The organism is Pseudomonas sp. GM24 (assembly GCF_000282235.1).
In the GTDB taxonomy this organism is placed as follows: Bacteria; Pseudomonadota; Gammaproteobacteria; order Pseudomonadales; family Pseudomonadaceae; genus Aquipseudomonas.
Genome location: NZ_AKJR01000024.1, coordinates 59,824 through 78,387, shown reverse-complemented (window position 1 = coordinate 78,387; position 18,564 = coordinate 59,824). Strand labels below are relative to the sequence as shown.

Here is an 18,564-nt window from a genome sequence, read left to right as displayed (position 1 = left end):
GGCTCACTCCCTGGACACTTTCACGTCGTTGGGTGAAAAGCCCGGATGGTTCATCGCGTTGCTCTGAGTCACTTGAGTCACTCGTGTGGCATCGGCAAATTGCTTGTAGGCCACAACCAGCGCCGGCAGGCTTTCCTGGAACGATTTAGTGACCTGTCGCACACCGGATGACGCCACTGCCTTGAGATGCGCCAGCAGCGCTTCCTTGACATCGTTGATTGCCTGGTGGTGCTTGGGATCGGCCTTGTCCAGCATTGGATCAATGGCCACCCCGACCGCCTTCTGCAGCGCTTTCATTTCGTCGGTCACCGGTACTTCCTGACGGGTCACCGGTTGATCCGCCTGATGTGCCACCGAAGGTGTCGACGACAGTTTCACCGCGGGGGTCGCCACTGGCATCGACGCCACCCACTGCGCCACTTTGACCAGCATCGTGTCCTGCACCAGATCGGCCATGGCCTGCGCCGCGGCGTTGGTGTCCTTGCCGGTGGTGATCTTCGGTGCATCCGCCTTGCGGATGGCTTCGAGTTGTTGGGAGACGTCGGCAATCACGCCACGGTAGCCCTCCTTCGCGAATGCCTTGAGCTCTTTGATATCGCCGAGCAAACCTTTGAACTCAGCCGCCACTTCCTTGGGCAACTCTTTCACTGCCTTGACCAGTTCGGTGATCTGCCGGTACTGCTCGATCAGCGGCTTGAGCTGTTCTTTGATCACCTCATAAACCCCGGTGAGGCTGTTGCGCAGATTGGCGATGCCGATCCGCGCAGCCTTGATCAACGTCATCGCCTGCTCGAAGCGTGCCACCGCCGAACCCAACAGCGTGTCGGCCTTGGCCAGCAACACTTTCTGTGTGCTGACGGTAGCGGTCGGAAACGGCAACGGTTGGTCTGGATAGAACTTCAGGGTAAAGGTCACCAACCCGCCGTCCTGGCGGGTGTGGGTCATGTCGCATTCGCCGACCTTGACTTGCAGGCGTCCGAGCCACGGATGCACCAGTTCACCACTGCCCGCCTCCAATGCCTTGAGCAGCTTGTCACGCTGCTCCAGGCAATCGGCGCCGATGATGAATGCAGTGACGTCGTGGGTCTTGGCCTGCTGACCGAGATCTTCGAAAAACGGCAGGTCACGCTGCGGATATTCATGCAACTGACCTTTGCGACCGACCGGGGTTTTCGCCTGATCGATCCAGAAGCCGACACCGCGAAAGGATGCCGGCAACAAGCGGTCACGCCAGTTCATTGGAACCTCCCATCGACAGCGAGCGATAGCCGATGCGCGAAGACAGCGCCAGGCCCGGTTGATTGGTTTGCGGTTGATCGGTACGCAGCCCGGCCGGCGCATTTTCGAAGCGCACGGTCAGGCCGCCTTCGAGTTGCGTACGGTTGTTGGCCGCGCTTTGCTGGATCAGGGCGCCAGAACTTTGCGGTAACGAACCACCCTGCAGCGCACCGTTGGCCGATGTTTGAGGACTTGCCCCGAAGAACGCCGGCGCCAGCTCTCCTTGGCCTTCGGCATTGGTCTGGCGTTGCGCTTCGGTGAACGTTTCAACCTTGCCGGTAACCTTGGCGATCAGTCCGGCAAAGCCGCCGTCGAACAGCTCCTTGATCGGCGCGATCACGGTTTGCAGCTTTTGCCACAACTCGCCGAACCACTCGGTGATCGGCCCCCAGTTCTTGATGATCTGCCCCAACGGGGTCCATTCGAACATGGTGTGCAGAAACTCCAGCACCGGCGCGGCCAACGCTTGCACCACGCCCCACAGCGCCGAAAACACTTCGCTGATCGGTTGCCAGTACATGGCGATCTGTTCCAGCGGCGACCATTCGAACAAGCTCTGGAAAAAACTTTTGATCTGCTGCGCCGCCGTTTGCAACGCGGCCCAGATCGGTTCGAAAAAGGTCACGATGGCGCCCCAGTTGTTGACGATCATCCCCAGCGGGGAATAGTCGAACAACGTGCCGAAGAAGTCCTTGATGGCTTGCGCCGCCGGTTGCAGCGCCGTCCATATCGAGGCAAAGAACCCGGTGATCGCCCCCCAGTTATTGATGATCATGCCCAACGGTGTCCAGTCGAACAGACCTTTGAGAAACGCCATCACCGGCACACTCAAGGCCTTGAGCAATTCCCAGATCGCCGAAAACAGCCCGGTCAGCGGCGTCCAGTTTTCCAGGATCATGCCGGCGGGCGTCCACGAGAACACCGATTTGAAGAAGTCGATCACCGGCGTGGTGACGGTTTTTACCTTGTCCCAGATGCCCGAGAAGAACCCCGCGACCGGTAACCACAGCGCCGCCAGTGCATCCAGCGGTCGCCAATCGAGGATCGAGCGCAACGTCGCCATCGCACTCGCACCGATGTTTTTCACGCCCTCCCACATGCCTTTGAAGAAAGCACTGATCGGCGTCCAGTTGGCATAAATCAGACCGGCCGCCACCGCGATGCCCATGGCGATCAGCATGATCGGGTTGGTCTTGAGCACCATGCTCATCACGTCCATCACTTGGGTCATGCCGGTGACGGCGGTTTGCATCGCCGAGAAGGCAATCGCCCCCGCCGCTAGGCCTTCGACCAGTTTTGGGTTGTCAGCGAGCAGACTGCCGACCTGGGTCAGCATCGGTTCCAGCCCGACCACCAACGCCCCCACCGCCGGCACCAGTGCCGCGTCCACGGCTGCGGAAACCTTTTCCATCGACGCACTGAACACGTTCATGTTTTGCGCAGCGACTTTCGGTGTGGCGGGCAAGTCGACGGTTTTTGCCGTGTCGCTGACTTCAGTCAATTTGCCCTGAAACGCTGCGGCCGATTTGATCCCGTCCACAAACGGCGTGATCACGCTGCCGCCCTTGAACAGACCACTGATGTCCAGTTTGCCGAGGCCGGCCTGTTCGAGGTTGTTCTTGAAGCTCTCGACCTTGACTCGCAAAGCGCCGAGTTTGGGCGACAGTTCATCGATGCCGGTAAGCAACACCGACGCTTTAGCTTTGGTTTCTTCTGCCATCACTGCACCTGCTGCATCGCATTGATCCGTTGCGCGTGCTCCAGCGATTCGCGGAGCACATCCAGTGGCCTGGCCATCATCTGTTCGGGGTCAACCTTCCAGAACCAGGCCAGGTCATAGGCGACGGCGATCAGGTCGGTGATGGCGCCGACGCCGCACTCATGAAAAAACTCGCAACGGCCCAGCTCAGCGCATTGAGGTCAGCCAGATCGAGCTGGTTGACCGACGACGGCGGAATGCCGGCGCACACGGCGATGTATTTGGCCGCCACGTCCATGTCGAGGCTGACTTCTTCGCTCTTGTCGATCTTGTACGGCAGCGCCTTGATCGCTCGCACTTCCTGCACCGTCGGACGGCGCAGGACGAGTTCGGTCAGGGGCTCGCCGTGAGCTTCGATCGCAACCTGAAGCTTCACGGCGCCGCTCATTGCCAGGTCCCCTTGATGCCCTCGAACTTCAGCTCGATGGTGGCGTCATCACCCTTGGAAACTGGCTCTTCGACCAGGTAGGCACCGGCCAGCACGTAGACTTTGCCGTTGCTGAATTCGCAGGTGACGGTGATGTCGGTGCCTTCGATCAGCTTCTTCAGCGGGAAGTCGGCGGTGTGCAGCGCGGTCACTTTGAACGACGGCGCGATGTCGGTTTCCTTGTAGAAGCCGGGTACGACGGTTTCGCGTTTGACCGCCATCAGCGGGGCTTCGCAGCCGCCATTGATGGTCAGTTGTGCGCCGTCGACTTTGACGTAGCAGGTGCCTGCAATCAGTTGACCCATGGTGTTACTCCCTTGAATAAAAAAGCCCACGCGAGGTGGGCTGAAAACTTGCCGTCAAACGCGCGGATCAAGCCGCGTCGTCGTACTGCAGACGGAATTGGTTGAGCAGCGCGAACACGCGCAGACCGTTGATGTAATCCGGCGGGAACAGCACGTTCACGCGGCTCGGGTCCTGCACGTCGCGCTCGACGATCAGGTGCTCGGCAAACAGCTCGGCGTTCTCCACGTGACCTTCCAGTTCGAGCTTGGCGTACTGGGCGATCAGCTCACCGCGAATGGTCGCTGGCGTCACGATTGGCTGACCGGCGCCGAAACGGGTGCCGTCGGAGGCCAGTTTGTGCCGGCCGTATTTGCTGGTGATCACGCTTTGCAGACGACGCACGATGAACGCCGATTGGTGCATGGTTTCGCTGTCCAGGTAGGAGTTGTCGGCCTGACCGTAAGCGTTTTTCTGGTAGGTGGTGATCGAGCGCTGGATGCGCACGTAACCGCCTTCGTAATACGCGGTGGCGATGCCGTAGTTGAGCAGCGACTGTCGCTCGGTCAGGGTGAAGCGTTCACTGGCCGGCGCCGGATCAACGCCCGGCAGGCTGCCGCTTTGCGTCGGACGGCTGGCGTCGGCGGAGATGAACACGGCGGTGCGTGCAGCCAGTGCGGCAGCTTGTACCCAGAACGGTTGCGGAACGCCCGGCTCCAGCGCCTGAATGGTCATGTGCTGATCGTTGCGCGCCTGGCCTGCTGCGACCAGCGTACCGACGGTGCCGCGTTTGGCGCTGTAGACGTGACCGAACAATTGCTTGGCCCACGACCAGCGACCGGTGCTGTCATCCATGACCGCTTGCCAGGTGTTGAGGGTCGACAGATCGGACCATGGCAGTGCGATGAATTCGAACGGCTCATCGCCCAGCGCCGCGATGGCTTCAACCTGATCCGGCACACCGGCGCCGCCAGTCATGGCGGTGATCGCAGTGGTCAGGCCGGCCGGGGTATCTTCGCCGTTGCTCTTGCCCAGGCGATTGAATTGCAGGCTGATGTCGTTACCGCTGTCGCCAGTCCATTTGGCGCTCAGGGTGACCACACCTTCGGCAGCAGCAGCGCTGACCGGCAGGTCGGCGGTAGCGTTGATTTTCTGTGCCAGTGCGGTGGCTGCTTGCGCAGCAGTGGCACCGTTGACCACGGTGGCTTGCACACGCACGCCGCCGACATACAGATTGAGCACGCCAGCCTGAGTGGCAGTGCCGGTCAGGGTCAGCACGCCTTTGGCGATCGCGCCTTCGGTGTTGTGCAGCGGCAGGCACCAGATCTCACCGATCGGGTCGGCCTTGCGGAAGGTCTCGTACATCGAGGCGAGCATCGAGCCCTGACCTCCGATGCTTTTGGCCAGCGCAACGCTGGAGACCAACACCAGTTTGCCGACTTCGGTCGGGGCAATGTTGTCGTTGACCTGAGCGACGATCAAACGACGCAGGGTCGAACTCGCGCTATTGGCGGCCGAGTTGTCCATTTCGGCATAGAACAGCGGCACACGAATGTCCGCGGGGATGTTGCTGAATCCGATCGCCATTATTTGGCTCCCTTTTGTTTGGCTGGTGCGGTTTTGAGGGTGATATCGCCGTCGGCCAGACGTCGGCGCCACCAGGCGCTGTCCAGCACTTCACGGCCTTCCAGCGGCAGCAGATCGCCGGCCTCCGGGTCAGGTACAACGCGGCCTTCGGCCGGCAGTACGGTGATGCGATTGCTCATGGGGTTACGTCTCCAGAGAAAGTCATTTCCACGCGCCCATCAGGGCCCGGGCGTTTCAGGTTGGGGTCGGCCGGGTCGATCGTATCGACCCGCACGGTGGCCCCGGTAAAGGACGACAAACCGTCCAGTTCGCGTTCGTGCCAACTCTCCGCAGGCTGACTTGGCAGATTGCGGCCGAGCTGGAACTCGGCAAAAAAGCGCAGCCGGTAGAAGGCGCGGCTGCTGTTGATCGAGACCATCTCGCCGCCGTCGTAAACGATGGCGCTGTAGTCGGAATCGGGCTTGAACCCCACCACCGCGCGCCACAGTTCGGCGCGCAGGTCGTGCAACAGATCCAGCGCTTTTGTAGCGTCGCTGGCGTCAAGCACCAGGACGATTTCGAAGCGCTCGCGGATCGGTTGGGCGATGAGGTTTTGTGTGGTGCTGTTGCTGGCCAGATCGGCGCTTGGCAGCACGTGGGCCGAAGGTGTTGGCAGATCCGGGTTGCCTTGCAGCAAGGCCAGATCGAGGCCCACCGAAATGTGGTTGGCAAGGCCAGGGCATTGCCCACGCAGTTGCGTGAGGATCGGGGTGATCTTCATGGGGGTGTTCCAAAATAGTGAGAGTTACCGCAGGCCCCTGTAGGAGTGAGCCTGCTCGCGATAGCGGTGTGTCAGGCGCGTTGGTTTTGAATGTGGCACCGCTATCGCGAGCAAGCTCACTCCTACAGGGGGGGCTCGTGGGTCAGTCTTTGGACTCGGCTTTGGGGTCGAGGCACGACGCATCGATCAGGCAGCGATAGCTGTTCTCGCGATTGCCACTGGCGGTGACCTTGTCGATCGACCAGCGCCCGCGCATGAAGTCCGGCCAGGTGTCATCGAGCAGCACCAGGCCTTCGGCGGCCAATCGTGGATCGCCTGGACAGGTGATCTTCACCTTGTACTTCTGCCGGAGCATTTTGCGCACTTCGCCCTCGCCGACGGCGATGGCATCCGCTTCATTGGGTTGCTTCTGGCGGATGGTCTTGAACGGCGCGAGTCCCGTCTCGACCCAATGCAAAACGCCTGTAACAGCATCGACAAAACAAGTCTTGCAGCCCTTTGCCTGTTCGCGGGCGGCCTCTTCCAGCGTGGCGCTGATAAAGGCGTGATCGCCGGGACGATTGTCGTGGGTGACCGACAACGTCACATCCTGCAGTTTCTGCCCCGAGATTGATTTGATCTGCCCGGGTCGCGCCAGCACATACGCATCGCCATAAGGTTTGGCGACCAGGTTGTACTTCTTCGCCAGCCGCGTCAGAAAGCCCATATCGGTTTCATTGGACTGGTCGACGTGGGCGATCTTGATCATCGACACGTCCGCAGCGACACGCGATGAAAAACCGTGCTGCGACACCAGTTTGCTAAACAGTTGACCGAGCGTCGTCGGTCCATGACTGGCGGTGCGGCGCTGCTTGAAGCCGGTTTCATCATCCTTGCTGAACGGCGCTGCAGTGGCCACCAGGGTCAGGCGAAACGGAAACAGCGTCGGTGTCAGGCGAGTGACTTTGAACTGGCCCTTATCGACCATTTCTTCCATTTCCAGATAACCCACCAGCAGGCCGATTTTCCCGCCGAGGCTCGGCAGCCCTTTGAGGCCCTCCAGATCAATGGTCAGGGTCAGTTGATCCGACTCGATGCCGGCGGCATCGATGTGCTCCCAACTGATCAGACGCTGGTTGAGAAGATCCGCGTTTGCGCCATAAATCTGCACGACCGGGGTAAAACCCAATGCCATACAACCTCCTTAATCCCAGGCCGTGAGCGCTTTGATCGCAGCAGGTTTGCTGTCGAGTTCAGGCAGCACGACCCAGATGCCAGCGGGCAGAACCGGGCCGTGTTCGGCCAGGATCGGATTGAGTTTCCACAGGGCTTCTTCAGCGGCATCGTCGCTGCGCCCGGTTTCGCGGTAGAGCAGCAAATTCACCGAATCACCGGCCACGCTTCGAACCTTACGCATTGTTGAACTCCGCCAATTCGATGACCCAATCGACCACCATCGCCGTACCGTCATCGATGATCTGGGTCTGGGTTTCCTGAACGTTGTTGATCCGCCAAAGACCCCAGTTGCGACCAATGCCGTCAATCAATGGCAGCGGTATGCGCAGTGCCTGCAAGGCGCGCAGTTCATCGAGCCGATCCATGGCCACGGCGTACATCGACCTGCCGGTGATGGTCAGGGTTTCCGACTTCTGGCCGGTCTGGCTGGATTTCGGTTTGCTGGTGAGGATCTGTATTTCGCTCCAGCCGCCATCGGACTTGCGCAACAACTGGTGGTACGCAAATTGACGCGAGAGGCCGAAGATGAAATTGCCCAGTGCCATTTGTTGTTTCATCAGGCGACTCCATCGGTCAGGGCTGCGTCACGGCGGGTGGCGAGGGGGTTGGTTGGCATGATTTGACCCAACTGCCCCATGGTTGTTTGGACCACCAGATTGGCGAGCGCCTGGGCGCTGGCCAGATCCTGGCCATTGATCTGTATTGTTGAGTTGAACGTGACAGGCTGGCTGGCGGCTGTGGCTGCCGGGATCGCCGAGGTCGCCGAGGTCGTGATCAGATCCTTGCTGACCTGAGCAGGCGCGCCAAGACGATCGACTTGGGTCCCCAGCTTGTCGCCCAGCGACTCACCGATGGCTCCCCCCGCCATGCTTCCGAGCCACCCGCCAATTGCAGTGCCCACGCCAGGCAGAATCAACGTGCCAAGCGCGGCACCGACAGCAGCGCCCGCTGAAGCCCCGGCCAACGAAGCACCGGATGACACCACTGAACGCGTGTCCCCGTGCCTCACACCATTGACCAGTTCATAACCTGCGCTGAGCAGGCGCAGCGGCGGCGCTTTTTTGGCCAGCAGCGCGCCGGCCTTGGCGTAGGAGCCGGACAGCGGCGCGGCGTGCATTGGGCTGGCGCTCGATGAGCCGGCGAATGCCGTCATGCTTGCCGGCCACGCTGAGGTCTGGCGAATGAGAGGATTGCGAGCTGCAGAGCTGCCGGAGCTTATCAGTGGTTGATGGCTCTTTCGTTGGGTCAAAGAACCGAGGCTCACCCTGCTTGGTTTCAGGCCTCCACGCTTTCTCTGGGCAGGCTTTTTCGGATCTGGTTCATCAAAAGTCGAGTTCTCAACGGGTTTACCGCTATCGCCGGCAACATCGATATCCGCAATCCATTTGCCAAGTCCCTTCGGCAGTTTCGTTGCGATACCCTTCACAAGCTTGCCAACGAAATTATCGGCGGCCTTTGCCAGCAATGCCCCCACAAACGCCGTAATCCCCGCCGCCGCAATAGTCAGAGACGTGGCGACTTTCGGGTTTGCCTCAGCTTTTTCCGCCGCCCAGTTCAATGTATTGGTAAGCGAGTCCAGCGTTTGTGCATCCGGAGCTACCGCTGTCGCCAAACGATTTCTACTGGCCTCCAAAGCATTCCAGCTCTGCTGAGGGCTCCCGCCTGCCGGATCGGCTGACCTTTGCACCGCACCTTTGTACTGCGGCTCGATGCTTTGGGTCGGTCCTTGAAGGGGAACCGGCGAGACCGGCGTATCAGCAGGTTTCGCCATCAACTGATGCAAACCGTCGCTGCCGGTCGACAACGTCTTCAGCAACTCGGTCTGTGGATCAAGCGGTTTTCTCGCGGTCAGCAACGCAAATGTCTTTTCGACATCCTGCGGTTTCTCCAGCAGTTTGCTGACGCCTTCATCACCGTTGAACAACGTCTTGATCAGTGCCGATTGTTCGCTCGCAGGCTTTTGTTTAAGAGCCTCGAGTGCTTTGAAAACGGTTTGCGGAACATTCTCGGTGAGCTTGTCCGGCTGGAGTCCAAGTGTTGCCCAAGCGGCACGCTCGGCGACAGAGCCTTTGGTACCTTTGGCCAACGCAGCGCTGATGCTTTTCACCGATGTAGCGGCGCCAGACGTGTTCACATCTGCGTTGAGCAAAGCGGCCGCAAGAGCAGCCAGTTGCTCAGGTGCAATACCCGCCGCGACTCCTGTTTCGCCAGAACTCTGTACCACCGAGCCGATGTCGGCTGCGGTCGCTTTCAGCGAATTCTTCCCGAGATGAATACTGGCGTCGGCCAAGCTTTGAGCCTGCGCGCGATCAAGCTTGAGCGAGGTTCTCCAGACCGTCAGCATTTCTCCAGCAGCTTTCAGCTCAATGCCAAACGCTGTCGCGTTCGTGGCGGCATCACGGCCGAAATCCAGCAGTTCCTTTTCCTTTGCGTCGCCAGTGAGATTGGCGCCTACCCCGGATTTGCCCGCGGCATATTCGACCTCGGCCAGGCTAACCGCGGTCGCACCACTGCCCGCCACCGCTTTTTCGCTGGCCATTGCCAGGTTGGCGATCTCCATGCTCTTGAGATCGCCGTCCATGCCCGGCACTTGTTTTAGCCTGGCCATGGCCGTTTGAAGCGCCATGGTCGGCTGCAGAAACGCGGGAGGCTGACGCTGTTCGATCTCGGCCGTGAGTTTTGACTTCGGCGCAGTTACTGGCGCCGACGTCGGCGAACTGGCCTTCGACAGCGATTGCAGCGCGACCATGACTTCCCGGAGCTTGATCTGCTCCTTGATCAACAACCGGATGTCCTGACTGGCGGTCAAGACCGCCAGCTTCAACTCCGCCAGCGGATTGGCGATAACATCGAATGCAGACCTCTCACCTGCCAAGCCAGTGTTGCTGAACCCGACGCTGCTGTTCGCGCTGGCCAGCATTGGCGAATACCTTGTTTCTGCCATGCCGCTCTACTCCTGTTTCACGCCAAGGCGAGTGATCGCTATGTCGTAGCGGCGCAACGCCTTTTCGGCGTCCCATTCCAGAATCTCCGCTTCACTTACCGGGTAAATGAGCGGGACGATATCGAGGATTACTTCGATGTCGCGTTCCGAAAGTAGGCCGCCGGCTGGTTTAAAAAATCGTCGATGCGCACCTGCAATTGCGTCCAGTCCGGGACGGTCATCAGGGCCAGATCGGGGATCATCAGGCCGGTGCAATGGGCGGTGATGAACTCGGCGCGTTCCTTGGCCGTTTTCAGTTTCTTCATCACTTTGGTCGCGCGCAGTGCCGGCATTTCCAGCGACAGCGAGGTTACGGTGCGGCCGGTCACGGCGAGCGGTTGCAGCAACTGCACCTGGTCTGGATCGGCGGATTTTTCCGCGTCTTCGACCTGATCGAGAAAGTACGACGCAGGACGTGTCGACATCTCGTGCACGTACTGGGCGATGCTCACGTAATCCGGGCGCTTGAGCTGGTCGAGTTCCTTGACCGAGAGGCCGGTGGCGAGCAGCGCCAGTTCGAAGAACTGATCGTCTTCGTCATCGCCGGCGCGCTCCAGCGCGTCTTTTTGCGCGGCGTAGAACAGCGGCTTGAGCTGGATCGTTTCGATCTGCGAACCGTCATCGCCGGTGATCGGCGACAGCAGGTCATGCTGGGGTGGCATCCACGACATGAATGAATTCCTTGGTGATTCTTGAGGGGTGTAGCAATTCCCTTGTAGGAGTGAGCCTGCTCGCGATAGCGGTCTTTCAGGCACATTGATGTTGAATGTGCTGGCCTCATCGCGAGCAGGCTCACTCCTACAGGGTTTTGTGGTGATGGGAGGGTTACGGCATCAGCACCGCACGACGCGCATCACCGAGGATGTCGACGCCGTTGAGCACGAACTTCTGGGTGCGCACGTCGATGTCGATCACCGGAATGCCGTTTTCCAGGCGGTTGTAGGTACGGCACGAGAAGTCCAGCGTCGTCAGGGCTTTGCCACCCATTTTGATGGCGTCCTCCCCCATGGTTTTGAGCTTGCCGCCGATGGTGTGATAGGTGAACCAGGTGTTTCCGTCCTGATCCTGACCGGCTTCACGCACGTTCAGCAGAATGTCATCGCCCAATTTCACACCCATGGCGAGCAACACTTCGGCGCCCGTGCCCTGCAGCTTGATCTGAGCATTCAGCGGCTTGGCACTCTTGGCCATTTCCTCAACGATGAAGCGTCCGCCCGTCATGTTTTCCATGTCGAAATCGATTTTCGGCGGGGTGAATTCTTCAACGGTCGCCGACAACGGCAGGCCTTGCAGAGTGGCCGCGATGGCCTGTCTTACGCGGTTGGTAAACATTAGAGAACGTCCTCCAGGAACTGCTCGATGATTTCATCGCGGGCGTTGAGTTGGTAAACCATGTGTTCGTTCGGCGCGTAGCGGCCGTAGTCGATGACCACGTACCAGGTGCCGTTCTTGTACTTCTCGACGCTGTTCAGTTCCGGGTGCAGATACACGCTGCCGCCAGGAATGGTTTCGTCGGCGACCAGGGTTTGCAGCCAGTCGTTGATGCGCTTGACCTCTTGATCCATGAAGGACTTGGTGAGGTTCTTGGCCATGGCTTTCTGGCCGGCCTTGACCAGCTTGCGGCTGATCGCATCTTCGAGGCCAACATAGCTGATGAACTTGCCGGTGATCGAGCGGTTACCCAGCAGCGAGAAGCCGCCGAGCACGGTGCGGGCGTAGTAGCTGACGCCGTAGCGGTTGAGCAGGTCGCCCTCGGTGGAGGTGTCGAGAATGTTGTATTCAACGACCCGCGAAACGTCCTCGGCGTAGGTCACCTGGTTGCCCGGGCTCTCCCACTGCTTGACCTTGGCCAGCGCGGCAATCGCCAGGCTGGAAGGCGACAGGAAGACGTTTTTCTTCGCCGCTTTCGAATACACGGCGGGCATGTTGTGCACCACCAGGCAACGGTCAAAACCGAGATCGGCGCCGCCGAGTTCCTGGCTGTACAGCACTTGATCGGCGACCGAGGCGTCCTTGCCGTCCAACACCACACGGGCCTTGATGCGCTTGCCGAACGAGGCGAACTCGCTGGCCACTGCTTTGGTGCCGGTAAAGCCCGGCGCGCCGATGATGGTCAGGTCTTCCGGAACACTGCCCAGTGCAGCCAGACCGAGCTTGCGACCGGTCAGCGGATCAACGCCGCCAATCACTGCGTTAACGGTGTCGGACGGTGTCGCGCCCGCTTCGACGATGACCACGTAGACCGGCACCTTGACCACTTTGAGGATCTGGTAGACGGCGTGGTACAGAGTGCCCTCTTCCGAACCGGTCGGATCGAGCAGCGCATGGGTGGTGAAGCTGTTGATGCGGAACGGTGCGTTACGCGGAATCAGCGGATCGGCTTTCGGCGCAGTGCCGACCAGACCGATGACGTTGTCACCCAGGCCACCCATGGCCTCGGGGGATTCGGTGGCATTGACGGTAATGCCGTTGTGCTCGAAGTTCAGAACCTCAGCCATATTCAGTCAGCCTTCTTGGCAGCGGCCTTTTTGGCCTGGGTGGTTGGGGTTTTCAGTTCCAGTCGACCGGCGAAGTGCAAGGCACTGGCCTCGACGTCGAGCAGATCAAGGTCTTGACCGATGCTCGACCAATGCCCACCGCCGGTGGGGAATGGGACGAGCACGGTGTAGGTTTGGCGGGTTGCCATTCGGGTTTCTCCAAAGACGAAAAAGCCCCTTGGTTTCAACAAGGGGCTATCAGTTGCTGATCAGCGGATAAGAAAACGCCCCGTCAGTGCGGGGCGTTTTTATTCAGGCAGGCTAGCGAGCCATTCCGGCGCTGCCGGGCGGTGTTCGCTCAAGGGCAACTCACCGCCCTCCGGCCAGATGCGCAGCACATGGCGATAAGTCTGCAACTCGATGTATTGCGCCGGGGTCAGCTGGGTTGGCCAACGGTCCACCTCGTCGCGGTGACGATTGACCACGGGATCAGTGAGCGCGATCTGCTGTTTGCGCCAGTAGCGTTCAATGCTCTCAAGTTCCGCAGGCGTTGGCCCCGGCCGATCAACCAGCACCGGATAGTTATTTTCATTCATGACAATCATCTTGCCGGTAGACAGCCCGTTCAATAACTCGAGCCAGTACTCCTGAGAAATTTCAACTGCATCGCTTGGAATTTCGGTATGAAAGGCGGAATCGTAAAAACCGCCCGTGGAGGGTGCGTAAAACATAGGTTCTTCCTTGTGTGATTAACGACGACTCTAAAACCACCCTCGTGAGTGGTCAGATATGAAAACGCCCCAGAGAATGGGGCGTTTACTGATGCGCGGTGATCGGTGGCGAGAGCGGCCAACCTTCAGCGAGCATTTCATCTTTATAAGTTCGCGCCTCGAGGGCCCGGAGCAAATCCAGTTCGCGATCAAAGCAGGCCTGGACATGGCTGCGCACAGCCTTGGCAATGGCGAGAATCTGCTCGGCGCCGATCTCGACAAAACCATCGAGGGTTTTGAAGTTGCAGCGATACTCGGGGTCGAGAATGGCAGACAGACCTGTGCTGGCGATCAGCGCCTGGCTGTCGCGAGTTGTTTCTATATTCAATCCCTCTATAGCGATACCGTGTGTTTCATGCAAGAACCGCGTTTGCGCAAACAGTTCGGGGTAATTCGGCTCCGCTGTTGCAAAGGGCACTTTTACGACCTCGCCATCGACCAGCCTCCACTCACCCGTTTGATCGGTTCTGGTGGCGAGAAAAACTTCATCGCTCAGTTCGACCGCTTGTTCAGGAATGACTGAGTGAAGGGCCGAGTCATAACGTCCGGTCAACTCACCGGTTTCACTAAATGTTGCAAACTTCATAGCTAACCCTCGACTGGTTCTCGGCCTCAACGGCCGATAGCCAGAAAATAAAATTGTGCCGGGGTGGGGCCAATGTTGCGAATGGTCACGTTCGCCCTACTCTGAGCTCGAACCTGCCCGATATAGGTCGAGCCCGTCGGCGCATCCACTGCAGCATTGGGATAAGTCGTAAACACTGCTGGCACAAACAACGGGAACGCTACCGGAAAGGGCTGGAGGTAATTTGCGCCGGATGCGATTGCGTTCGTCATCCCCCACTGAATGATCAAACCTCCGAGCCACGTCGGAAATACGACGTAGCTACTGCCCAGGTTCTCAGAAATGCCAATTGAAAAGCCCCAACGCATTTTTTTGGGGGTGACTACAGCTTTGTCATCAGTGCCCGCGTCTGTCTGGGCTTGGGTGGCGATTTTTGCTGTGCCTTGATTGCTTTCGGAAGCTTGTTGCGCCAGAGTCGCCAGCGCAGTGATATCGATGTTTCCCTGATTGATCGACGCATCCCAGGCTTTGATGCACCACATGACGGCGATGTTGCGGGGGCGGGTTTCAGCGCCTCCGGTACTGGCAATGTAGCTTTGAGGGCCGCCGCTGGACGCATATTGCGCACCACTTCCCACCCTGTCACCGGCAGCCGAGTTGGTGATCCCCAGAACGGAGCCAGTGCCTACTGGACCTGTTGCGAACAGGGCATCGTGATAGTGGGACTTTACTTCGTCCCCCTGATAAATTCCGATCTGCCGCCCGGCATCCACACCGCGCCCATGATCCCAGCCGCGCAGGAACTCACCGCGTGATTCCGGCAAACGGAAGTTGCCTGCGCCTTCATTACCCCTGTTGTAAGTGGCGCCGAGATAGGCAGCCAGATCCGGATAGGTAGCAATGCTCTGCACACTGCCATCCAGTTCCAGATAACCGGGAGCGACGATGCCGGTCGGAAATGCCAGAACAGCGCCAACTGGAACAGCGGATTTAAGCCGTTCGACTTCCTTGACCAGCGCGGCGACATCGATGGTTCCCTGATTGACCGGGGCGTTCCAGGCTTTGATGCACCACATGACGGCGATGTTGCGCGGACGGACAGTGATTGCCGTATTCGCAATGTCGTTGCTGCCGGTAGCTGCGGCGTAGGACTGCGAAATACCTGTAAGAGAAGCATCACCATCTGAATTCAATCGGGCTTTGAAGGCTGCTACATTGTCATCCTGAGTGTTATAAAAACTGCCCACAACTTGCGATGTTTTCGTGGCATCCCCTGCGCAAACCGCCGTAGCGGCCTGTTGGCTGCCAATAGTTCGCTCGACATCCACTCCGCGCCCATGATCCCAACCGCGCAAGAACTCCCCACGCGCCTCGGGCAAGCGGAAATTGCCAACACCCTCGTCACCCTTGTTGAACTTGCCGCCCAGATAAGCGCTCAGGTCCGGGTACGTAGCACTGCTCTTGACGCTGTTATCCAGCTCCAGAAAACCCGGCGGTGGTGCATCAACCGGAAACGCGACAATCGAACCCACCGGCAACGCCGACGCCTTGGCAATCAGCGCTTCAACTTCAGCCTTGGTGTACGAATCCTTGATGCCGAACCCGGCCAACGTTTCAGGGTTCGCACCGGCAGTCGCCCGGCCATATTCATCAACCGTCAGACTTTTGTAAGTCCCGGCGGCAATCCCGGTGCGCCCGGCGAGCATCTTGAACGTCAGCGCGGTCGTGCCGAGGGTAATCGGCGCATTGGTGGTCAGGTGCCACAGCGAATCGCCGTTCGTGGCGCCCTCCTCCACCATCACCGTCAGGCCCGGCGTCACCTTGGCGCTGGTATTGGCATCGGTCGCCCGCACCCAGTCGCCATTGGCGACGATCCACAGTCCGTTGTCCTTGGCCAGCGTCTGATTCGCAACCAGCACGCGGTCACCAGCGATCACTGCGACACCGTCAATTTGCTGCGCACCGTTCAACACGACATTGCCAGTCGCAGCAACACGCACCGACTGCTTGCCATCGAGCTTGCCGAGTTCTTCGGCGAGGTAACTCATGACCCAGGCACGCGTGGCTTTAACCACGGTGTCATCAATCAACAACGTCACCAGCGACGCATTACTCGTCTCGAAAATCGAGCGAATGTAGAACTCTTTACCCGAACCCGACGTGGCCAGAACCGGTTTGAACGACTCCGGATATTTGACGATGGCGTAGAGAATCCCGGTGTCAGTCCACAACCCGGCCTCTCGTACATACCAACCGCCGACATCCGGCGGAATGGTCACTTCGGCGAGCAGCCAGCTCGGATTCTTCTCGTCCTGGAACAGCGCATTGAGCGGCCCGCGCCAGACTTCGCGTTTCAGCGCAGTGGCGGTCGCGGCCGGGTTGTAGACCGAGCCGCCGCCGTCACCGACGGAAATCTGCGTCAACTTGATCGGCGTGCCCGCGGCCTTGCACGCCGTTTCGTAGGCAATCCCTGCGTTGGTGAGCAGGGTGTAATAGTCAGCCATTCAGGCCCCCTGAGGATAAATAGTGGATGTTTCGACGGTGTACATGCCGGCAGCCATGAACGCCTCTCCCGAGGTTTCGAGCCCTTCGATGAACACCGGATAAACCGTGGTCAGCTCGCCGCAGAACGTCGCGGCGCCGATGACGTGATTGCCGAAAGCGCTCAAGCCAACGGAGACCGTCAGCACATCGCGCTCGCTCTTGGCATCCGCCAGGCGTCGGTCGAGACGGGCATCGATTTCTTCGCTGTAGGGTTGGTCGCTGAAGGCGCGAACGGAAAAGCTGTACGGCGCACCGGGCGGTGTCTGTTCGTACCAGGCGCGGATTTCCGGGCGCAGTTGCAAACCCTTGGCGGCGTTTTCCAGCGCCTTGCGAGTGCCGGCCTGGCGCGCGGTGGGCCAGGCCAGTTCAACGGTCAGGCGCTTTTCTGCTTCTGGCGCGGCGGTGCTCCACTCAGCAACACCGCGATCCGCTGCCAGATATGGCAGGAAGGCGACTGGTGTTTCTGCTGGGTTCATCAGTTCCGGGAACGGCGGCGCGATGCGATCAAGCAAGGCGCCAAAACCCAGATCCAGACCTCGTTCAAGTGCCGAACTGTTGGCCGGCAGCAGTGTTGGGCGCTGAGTTTTTTCACTCATAGCGTCAGCACCTCAACTTCGACCGCAGTGCAATACGGCGCTTGAAACGCCGTGGTCACGATCGGCGCCAGCGGTTCAAGAATCTGCAGTTGCACGGCACCGGCGCTGTGCAGCGTGTAGTCGATCCAGCTCGGATCGACCCGCCCTTCGAGGCGATGACAGCTGTCGGCATAAGCCTGCAATTGCTGTTGCGCGGCGACTTTAGTCAGGCCCGAGTCGGGGCCGGAATTGATCTTGGCGACGACACGAATCTTGTAGCGCTGAATGTCGGCAGCCTTGACGGTGACGAGATCGGTTTCCGGTCGCACATCCGGCCGGGCGAAGTGTTCACGCACGCCTTCAAGCAATCCTTCAGATGGCGTCCCATCACCCTCTCGCGACAGCACCGTGACCTGCACTTCACCGGGCGCGGTGCGTCGACCGTTGCCATCCTTGACCTGCGCGGCGAGACCATCGGGGTTGAAGGTGTAAGTGACACTCACCACACCGGCATCGGTGGATTCGACCTTCACCGTTGGCCGCTCGCCGAGGGTGAAGACTTCGCGGCGATATTGCATCCGTGAGCCCGCTGCCGGTGCATGCGGTGCCAGGTAATAACGCAAGCGAGCATCGTCGTCGCTTTCATAAATCGCCGGCACCGGTGGAAATGCTGCCGGATCACCTGGATCAAGCAACTGCCGCTCAAGGCCCATGTCCGCCAGCCGTGCATCGAGGTTGCTGCCCGTCGCCCACCACGCCAGCATCTGTTTGATGCGAGCGTTGTATTTGCGCTCGTGGGTTTGCAGTCGGACGCAGAAAGCTTCCAGCGCCAAGGTCAGCAGTTCACTTTCGTTTTCCAGGCTGGTCTTGAGTTTCGCAGCACTGTCCGGCGAACGCGCCCCGACGTATTCGACGACGAAAGTCTTGAACTCAGCGAGCAAGTCTTCGAAGGCTTCAACGGTGATCAGCGCGGGTTCGGCCAATTGGTTCTGGCCGGGGATCAACATGCTCATGTCACGACCTCGAAGGTTTGTTGACGGTTTTTCCAGGTGCCGGCGAAACGCAGCAGCAGACCGGCGCCCTGACGGCTGGCGACGATCACTTGCGGCTGAAAATCGCTGATCCCGTTCTGCGCGTTGTAGAACGCCTGCGCCGCGTGGCTCTGGGCCAGAAGCAGGACGTCGTCGCCGAGGTTCTGCCCCAACAACGAGGGGATCAGCGATCCGTACAAGGGCCTTTTTTGCCGGGTACCCAGCGGCGTAGTCAGGGCCCGGGTCGCGCGCTGCACAAATTGCAGCCAGTCGTCGACCGTGGCCCCGCTGTCTCTATCGATTCCGATCAT

At 59.6% G+C, this 18,564-nt stretch carries 21 protein-coding genes; all 21 read right to left on the bottom strand.

The window, feature by feature from the left end; genetic code table 11:
- Positions 1-3: 3 nt before the first annotated feature.
- The 21 genes from PMI23_RS04000 to PMI23_RS03900 all read right to left on the bottom strand — a co-directional run bounded on the left by PMI23_RS04000 (position 4) and on the right by PMI23_RS03900 (position 18,564).
- Entirely contained in the window at positions 4-1,239 is a 1,236-nt protein-coding gene (locus PMI23_RS04000; RefSeq protein ID WP_007908775.1) for a DNA circularization protein, read from the bottom strand.
- Positions 1,226-2,998, bottom strand: a complete 1,773-nt coding sequence (locus PMI23_RS03995) for a hypothetical protein (RefSeq protein WP_007949659.1) — start codon at positions 2,996-2,998, stop codon at positions 1,226-1,228. Before PMI23_RS03995 ends, PMI23_RS04000 begins: the two co-directional genes overlap by 14 nt.
- Positions 2,999-3,128: 130 nt before the next feature.
- On the bottom strand, positions 3,129-3,425 hold the full coding sequence (locus tag PMI23_RS03990; protein ID WP_007908778.1) for a phage tail assembly protein: 297 nt from the start codon (positions 3,423-3,425) through the stop codon (positions 3,129-3,131).
- The gene (locus tag PMI23_RS03985; RefSeq protein WP_007908779.1) at positions 3,422-3,769 is read right to left on the bottom strand and encodes a phage tail tube protein; all 348 of its coding nucleotides are present in this window, start codon (positions 3,767-3,769) and stop codon (positions 3,422-3,424) included. Before PMI23_RS03985 ends, PMI23_RS03990 begins: the two co-directional genes overlap by 4 nt.
- A gap of 67 nt (positions 3,770-3,836) precedes the next feature.
- Positions 3,837-5,333 carry a phage tail sheath subtilisin-like domain-containing protein gene (locus PMI23_RS03980; protein WP_007908780.1) on the bottom strand — a complete coding sequence of 499 codons (1,497 nt, stop codon included), beginning with the start codon at positions 5,331-5,333 and terminating at the stop codon, positions 3,837-3,839.
- The gene (locus tag PMI23_RS03975; RefSeq protein ID WP_007908782.1) at positions 5,333-5,512 is read right to left on the bottom strand and encodes a DUF2635 domain-containing protein; all 180 of its coding nucleotides are present in this window, start codon (positions 5,510-5,512) and stop codon (positions 5,333-5,335) included. The genes PMI23_RS03980 and PMI23_RS03975 overlap by 1 nt, the downstream gene beginning before the upstream one ends.
- Positions 5,509-6,093, bottom strand: a complete 585-nt coding sequence (locus PMI23_RS03970) for a phage tail terminator protein (protein WP_007908784.1) — start codon at positions 6,091-6,093, stop codon at positions 5,509-5,511. Before PMI23_RS03970 ends, PMI23_RS03975 begins: the two co-directional genes overlap by 4 nt.
- Before the next feature lie 142 nt (positions 6,094-6,235).
- Complete coding sequence (locus PMI23_RS03965; RefSeq protein ID WP_007908786.1) at positions 6,236-7,267, bottom strand: hypothetical protein; 1,032 nt, start codon at positions 7,265-7,267, stop codon at positions 6,236-6,238.
- A gap of 9 nt (positions 7,268-7,276) precedes the next feature.
- Positions 7,277-7,489: a tail protein X gene (locus PMI23_RS03960; protein WP_007908788.1), complete on the bottom strand. Its 213-nt coding sequence runs from the start codon at positions 7,487-7,489 to the stop codon at positions 7,277-7,279.
- Complete coding sequence (locus PMI23_RS03955) at positions 7,482-7,865, bottom strand: phage tail protein (protein ID WP_007908793.1); 384 nt, start codon at positions 7,863-7,865, stop codon at positions 7,482-7,484. The genes PMI23_RS03960 and PMI23_RS03955 overlap by 8 nt, the downstream gene beginning before the upstream one ends.
- Positions 7,865-10,228 carry a phage tail tape measure protein gene (locus PMI23_RS03950; RefSeq protein ID WP_238539510.1) on the bottom strand — a complete coding sequence of 788 codons (2,364 nt, stop codon included), beginning with the start codon at positions 10,226-10,228 and terminating at the stop codon, positions 7,865-7,867. Before PMI23_RS03950 ends, PMI23_RS03955 begins: the two co-directional genes overlap by 1 nt.
- Before the next feature lie 152 nt (positions 10,229-10,380).
- On the bottom strand, positions 10,381-10,962 hold the full coding sequence (locus PMI23_RS03945; RefSeq protein ID WP_007908797.1) for a phage tail assembly protein: 582 nt from the start codon (positions 10,960-10,962) through the stop codon (positions 10,381-10,383).
- Positions 10,963-11,116: 154 nt separating this feature from the next.
- The gene (locus tag PMI23_RS03940; RefSeq protein ID WP_007908799.1) at positions 11,117-11,623 is read right to left on the bottom strand and encodes a phage major tail tube protein; all 507 of its coding nucleotides are present in this window, start codon (positions 11,621-11,623) and stop codon (positions 11,117-11,119) included.
- A complete protein-coding gene (locus PMI23_RS03935; protein ID WP_007908806.1) occupies positions 11,623-12,789 on the bottom strand; it encodes a hypothetical protein in 1,167 nt (388 codons plus the stop codon). Before PMI23_RS03935 ends, PMI23_RS03940 begins: the two co-directional genes overlap by 1 nt.
- A 2-nt stretch (positions 12,790-12,791) precedes the next feature.
- Entirely contained in the window at positions 12,792-12,977 is a 186-nt protein-coding gene (locus PMI23_RS03930; RefSeq protein WP_007908808.1) for a hypothetical protein, read from the bottom strand.
- Between the two features lie 99 nt (positions 12,978-13,076).
- Complete coding sequence (locus PMI23_RS03925) at positions 13,077-13,499, bottom strand: hypothetical protein (RefSeq protein ID WP_007949656.1); 423 nt, start codon at positions 13,497-13,499, stop codon at positions 13,077-13,079.
- An 85-nt stretch (positions 13,500-13,584) separates the two neighbouring features.
- A complete protein-coding gene (locus tag PMI23_RS03920; protein WP_007908810.1) occupies positions 13,585-14,124 on the bottom strand; it encodes a DUF4376 domain-containing protein in 540 nt (179 codons plus the stop codon).
- Positions 14,125-14,150: 26 nt separating this feature from the next.
- Entirely contained in the window at positions 14,151-16,607 is a 2,457-nt protein-coding gene (locus PMI23_RS03915; protein ID WP_007908811.1) for a phage tail-collar fiber domain-containing protein, read from the bottom strand.
- On the bottom strand, positions 16,608-17,243 hold the full coding sequence (locus tag PMI23_RS03910) for a phage tail protein I (protein ID WP_007908812.1): 636 nt from the start codon (positions 17,241-17,243) through the stop codon (positions 16,608-16,610).
- Positions 17,240-18,235, bottom strand: a complete 996-nt coding sequence (locus PMI23_RS03905) for a baseplate J/gp47 family protein (RefSeq protein ID WP_007908813.1) — start codon at positions 18,233-18,235, stop codon at positions 17,240-17,242. The genes PMI23_RS03910 and PMI23_RS03905 overlap by 4 nt, the downstream gene beginning before the upstream one ends.
- Positions 18,232-18,564, bottom strand: coding sequence for a phage baseplate protein (locus tag PMI23_RS03900; protein ID WP_007908814.1), 333 nt, complete (start codon positions 18,562-18,564; stop codon positions 18,232-18,234). The genes PMI23_RS03905 and PMI23_RS03900 overlap by 4 nt, the downstream gene beginning before the upstream one ends.

Coding starts and splice junctions, on each gene's coding strand:
- PMI23_RS04000 (WP_007908775.1), bottom strand. CDS start 1,239: ATGAACTGGCGTGACCGCTTGTTGCCGGCATCCTTTCGCGGTGTCGGC.
- PMI23_RS03995 (WP_007949659.1), bottom strand. CDS start 2,998: ATGGCAGAAGAAACCAAAGCTAAAGCGTCGGTGTTGCTTACCGGCATC.
- PMI23_RS03990 (WP_007908778.1), bottom strand. CDS start 3,425: ATGAGCGGCGCCGTGAAGCTTCAGGTTGCGATCGAAGCTCACGGCGAG.
- PMI23_RS03985 (WP_007908779.1), bottom strand. CDS start 3,769: ATGGGTCAACTGATTGCAGGCACCTGCTACGTCAAAGTCGACGGCGCA.
- PMI23_RS03980 (WP_007908780.1), bottom strand. CDS start 5,333: ATGGCGATCGGATTCAGCAACATCCCCGCGGACATTCGTGTGCCGCTG.
- PMI23_RS03975 (WP_007908782.1), bottom strand. CDS start 5,512: ATGAGCAATCGCATCACCGTACTGCCGGCCGAAGGCCGCGTTGTACCT.
- PMI23_RS03970 (WP_007908784.1), bottom strand. CDS start 6,093: ATGAAGATCACCCCGATCCTCACGCAACTGCGTGGGCAATGCCCTGGC.
- PMI23_RS03965 (WP_007908786.1), bottom strand. CDS start 7,267: ATGGCATTGGGTTTTACCCCGGTCGTGCAGATTTATGGCGCAAACGCG.
- PMI23_RS03960 (WP_007908788.1), bottom strand. CDS start 7,489: ATGCGTAAGGTTCGAAGCGTGGCCGGTGATTCGGTGAATTTGCTGCTC.
- PMI23_RS03955 (WP_007908793.1), bottom strand. CDS start 7,865: ATGAAACAACAAATGGCACTGGGCAATTTCATCTTCGGCCTCTCGCGT.
- PMI23_RS03950 (WP_238539510.1), bottom strand. CDS start 10,228: ATGCTGGCCAGCGCGAACAGCAGCGTCGGGTTCAGCAACACTGGCTTG.
- PMI23_RS03945 (WP_007908797.1), bottom strand. CDS start 10,962: ATGTCGTGGATGCCACCCCAGCATGACCTGCTGTCGCCGATCACCGGC.
- PMI23_RS03940 (WP_007908799.1), bottom strand. CDS start 11,623: ATGTTTACCAACCGCGTAAGACAGGCCATCGCGGCCACTCTGCAAGGC.
- PMI23_RS03935 (WP_007908806.1), bottom strand. CDS start 12,789: ATGGCTGAGGTTCTGAACTTCGAGCACAACGGCATTACCGTCAATGCC.
- PMI23_RS03930 (WP_007908808.1), bottom strand. CDS start 12,977: ATGGCAACCCGCCAAACCTACACCGTGCTCGTCCCATTCCCCACCGGC.
- PMI23_RS03925 (WP_007949656.1), bottom strand. CDS start 13,499: ATGTTTTACGCACCCTCCACGGGCGGTTTTTACGATTCCGCCTTTCAT.
- PMI23_RS03920 (WP_007908810.1), bottom strand. CDS start 14,124: ATGAAGTTTGCAACATTTAGTGAAACCGGTGAGTTGACCGGACGTTAT.
- PMI23_RS03915 (WP_007908811.1), bottom strand. CDS start 16,607: ATGGCTGACTATTACACCCTGCTCACCAACGCAGGGATTGCCTACGAA.
- PMI23_RS03910 (WP_007908812.1), bottom strand. CDS start 17,243: ATGAGTGAAAAAACTCAGCGCCCAACACTGCTGCCGGCCAACAGTTCG.
- PMI23_RS03905 (WP_007908813.1), bottom strand. CDS start 18,235: ATGAGCATGTTGATCCCCGGCCAGAACCAATTGGCCGAACCCGCGCTG.
- PMI23_RS03900 (WP_007908814.1), bottom strand. CDS start 18,564: ATGATCGGAATCGATAGAGACAGCGGGGCCACGGTCGACGACTGGCTG.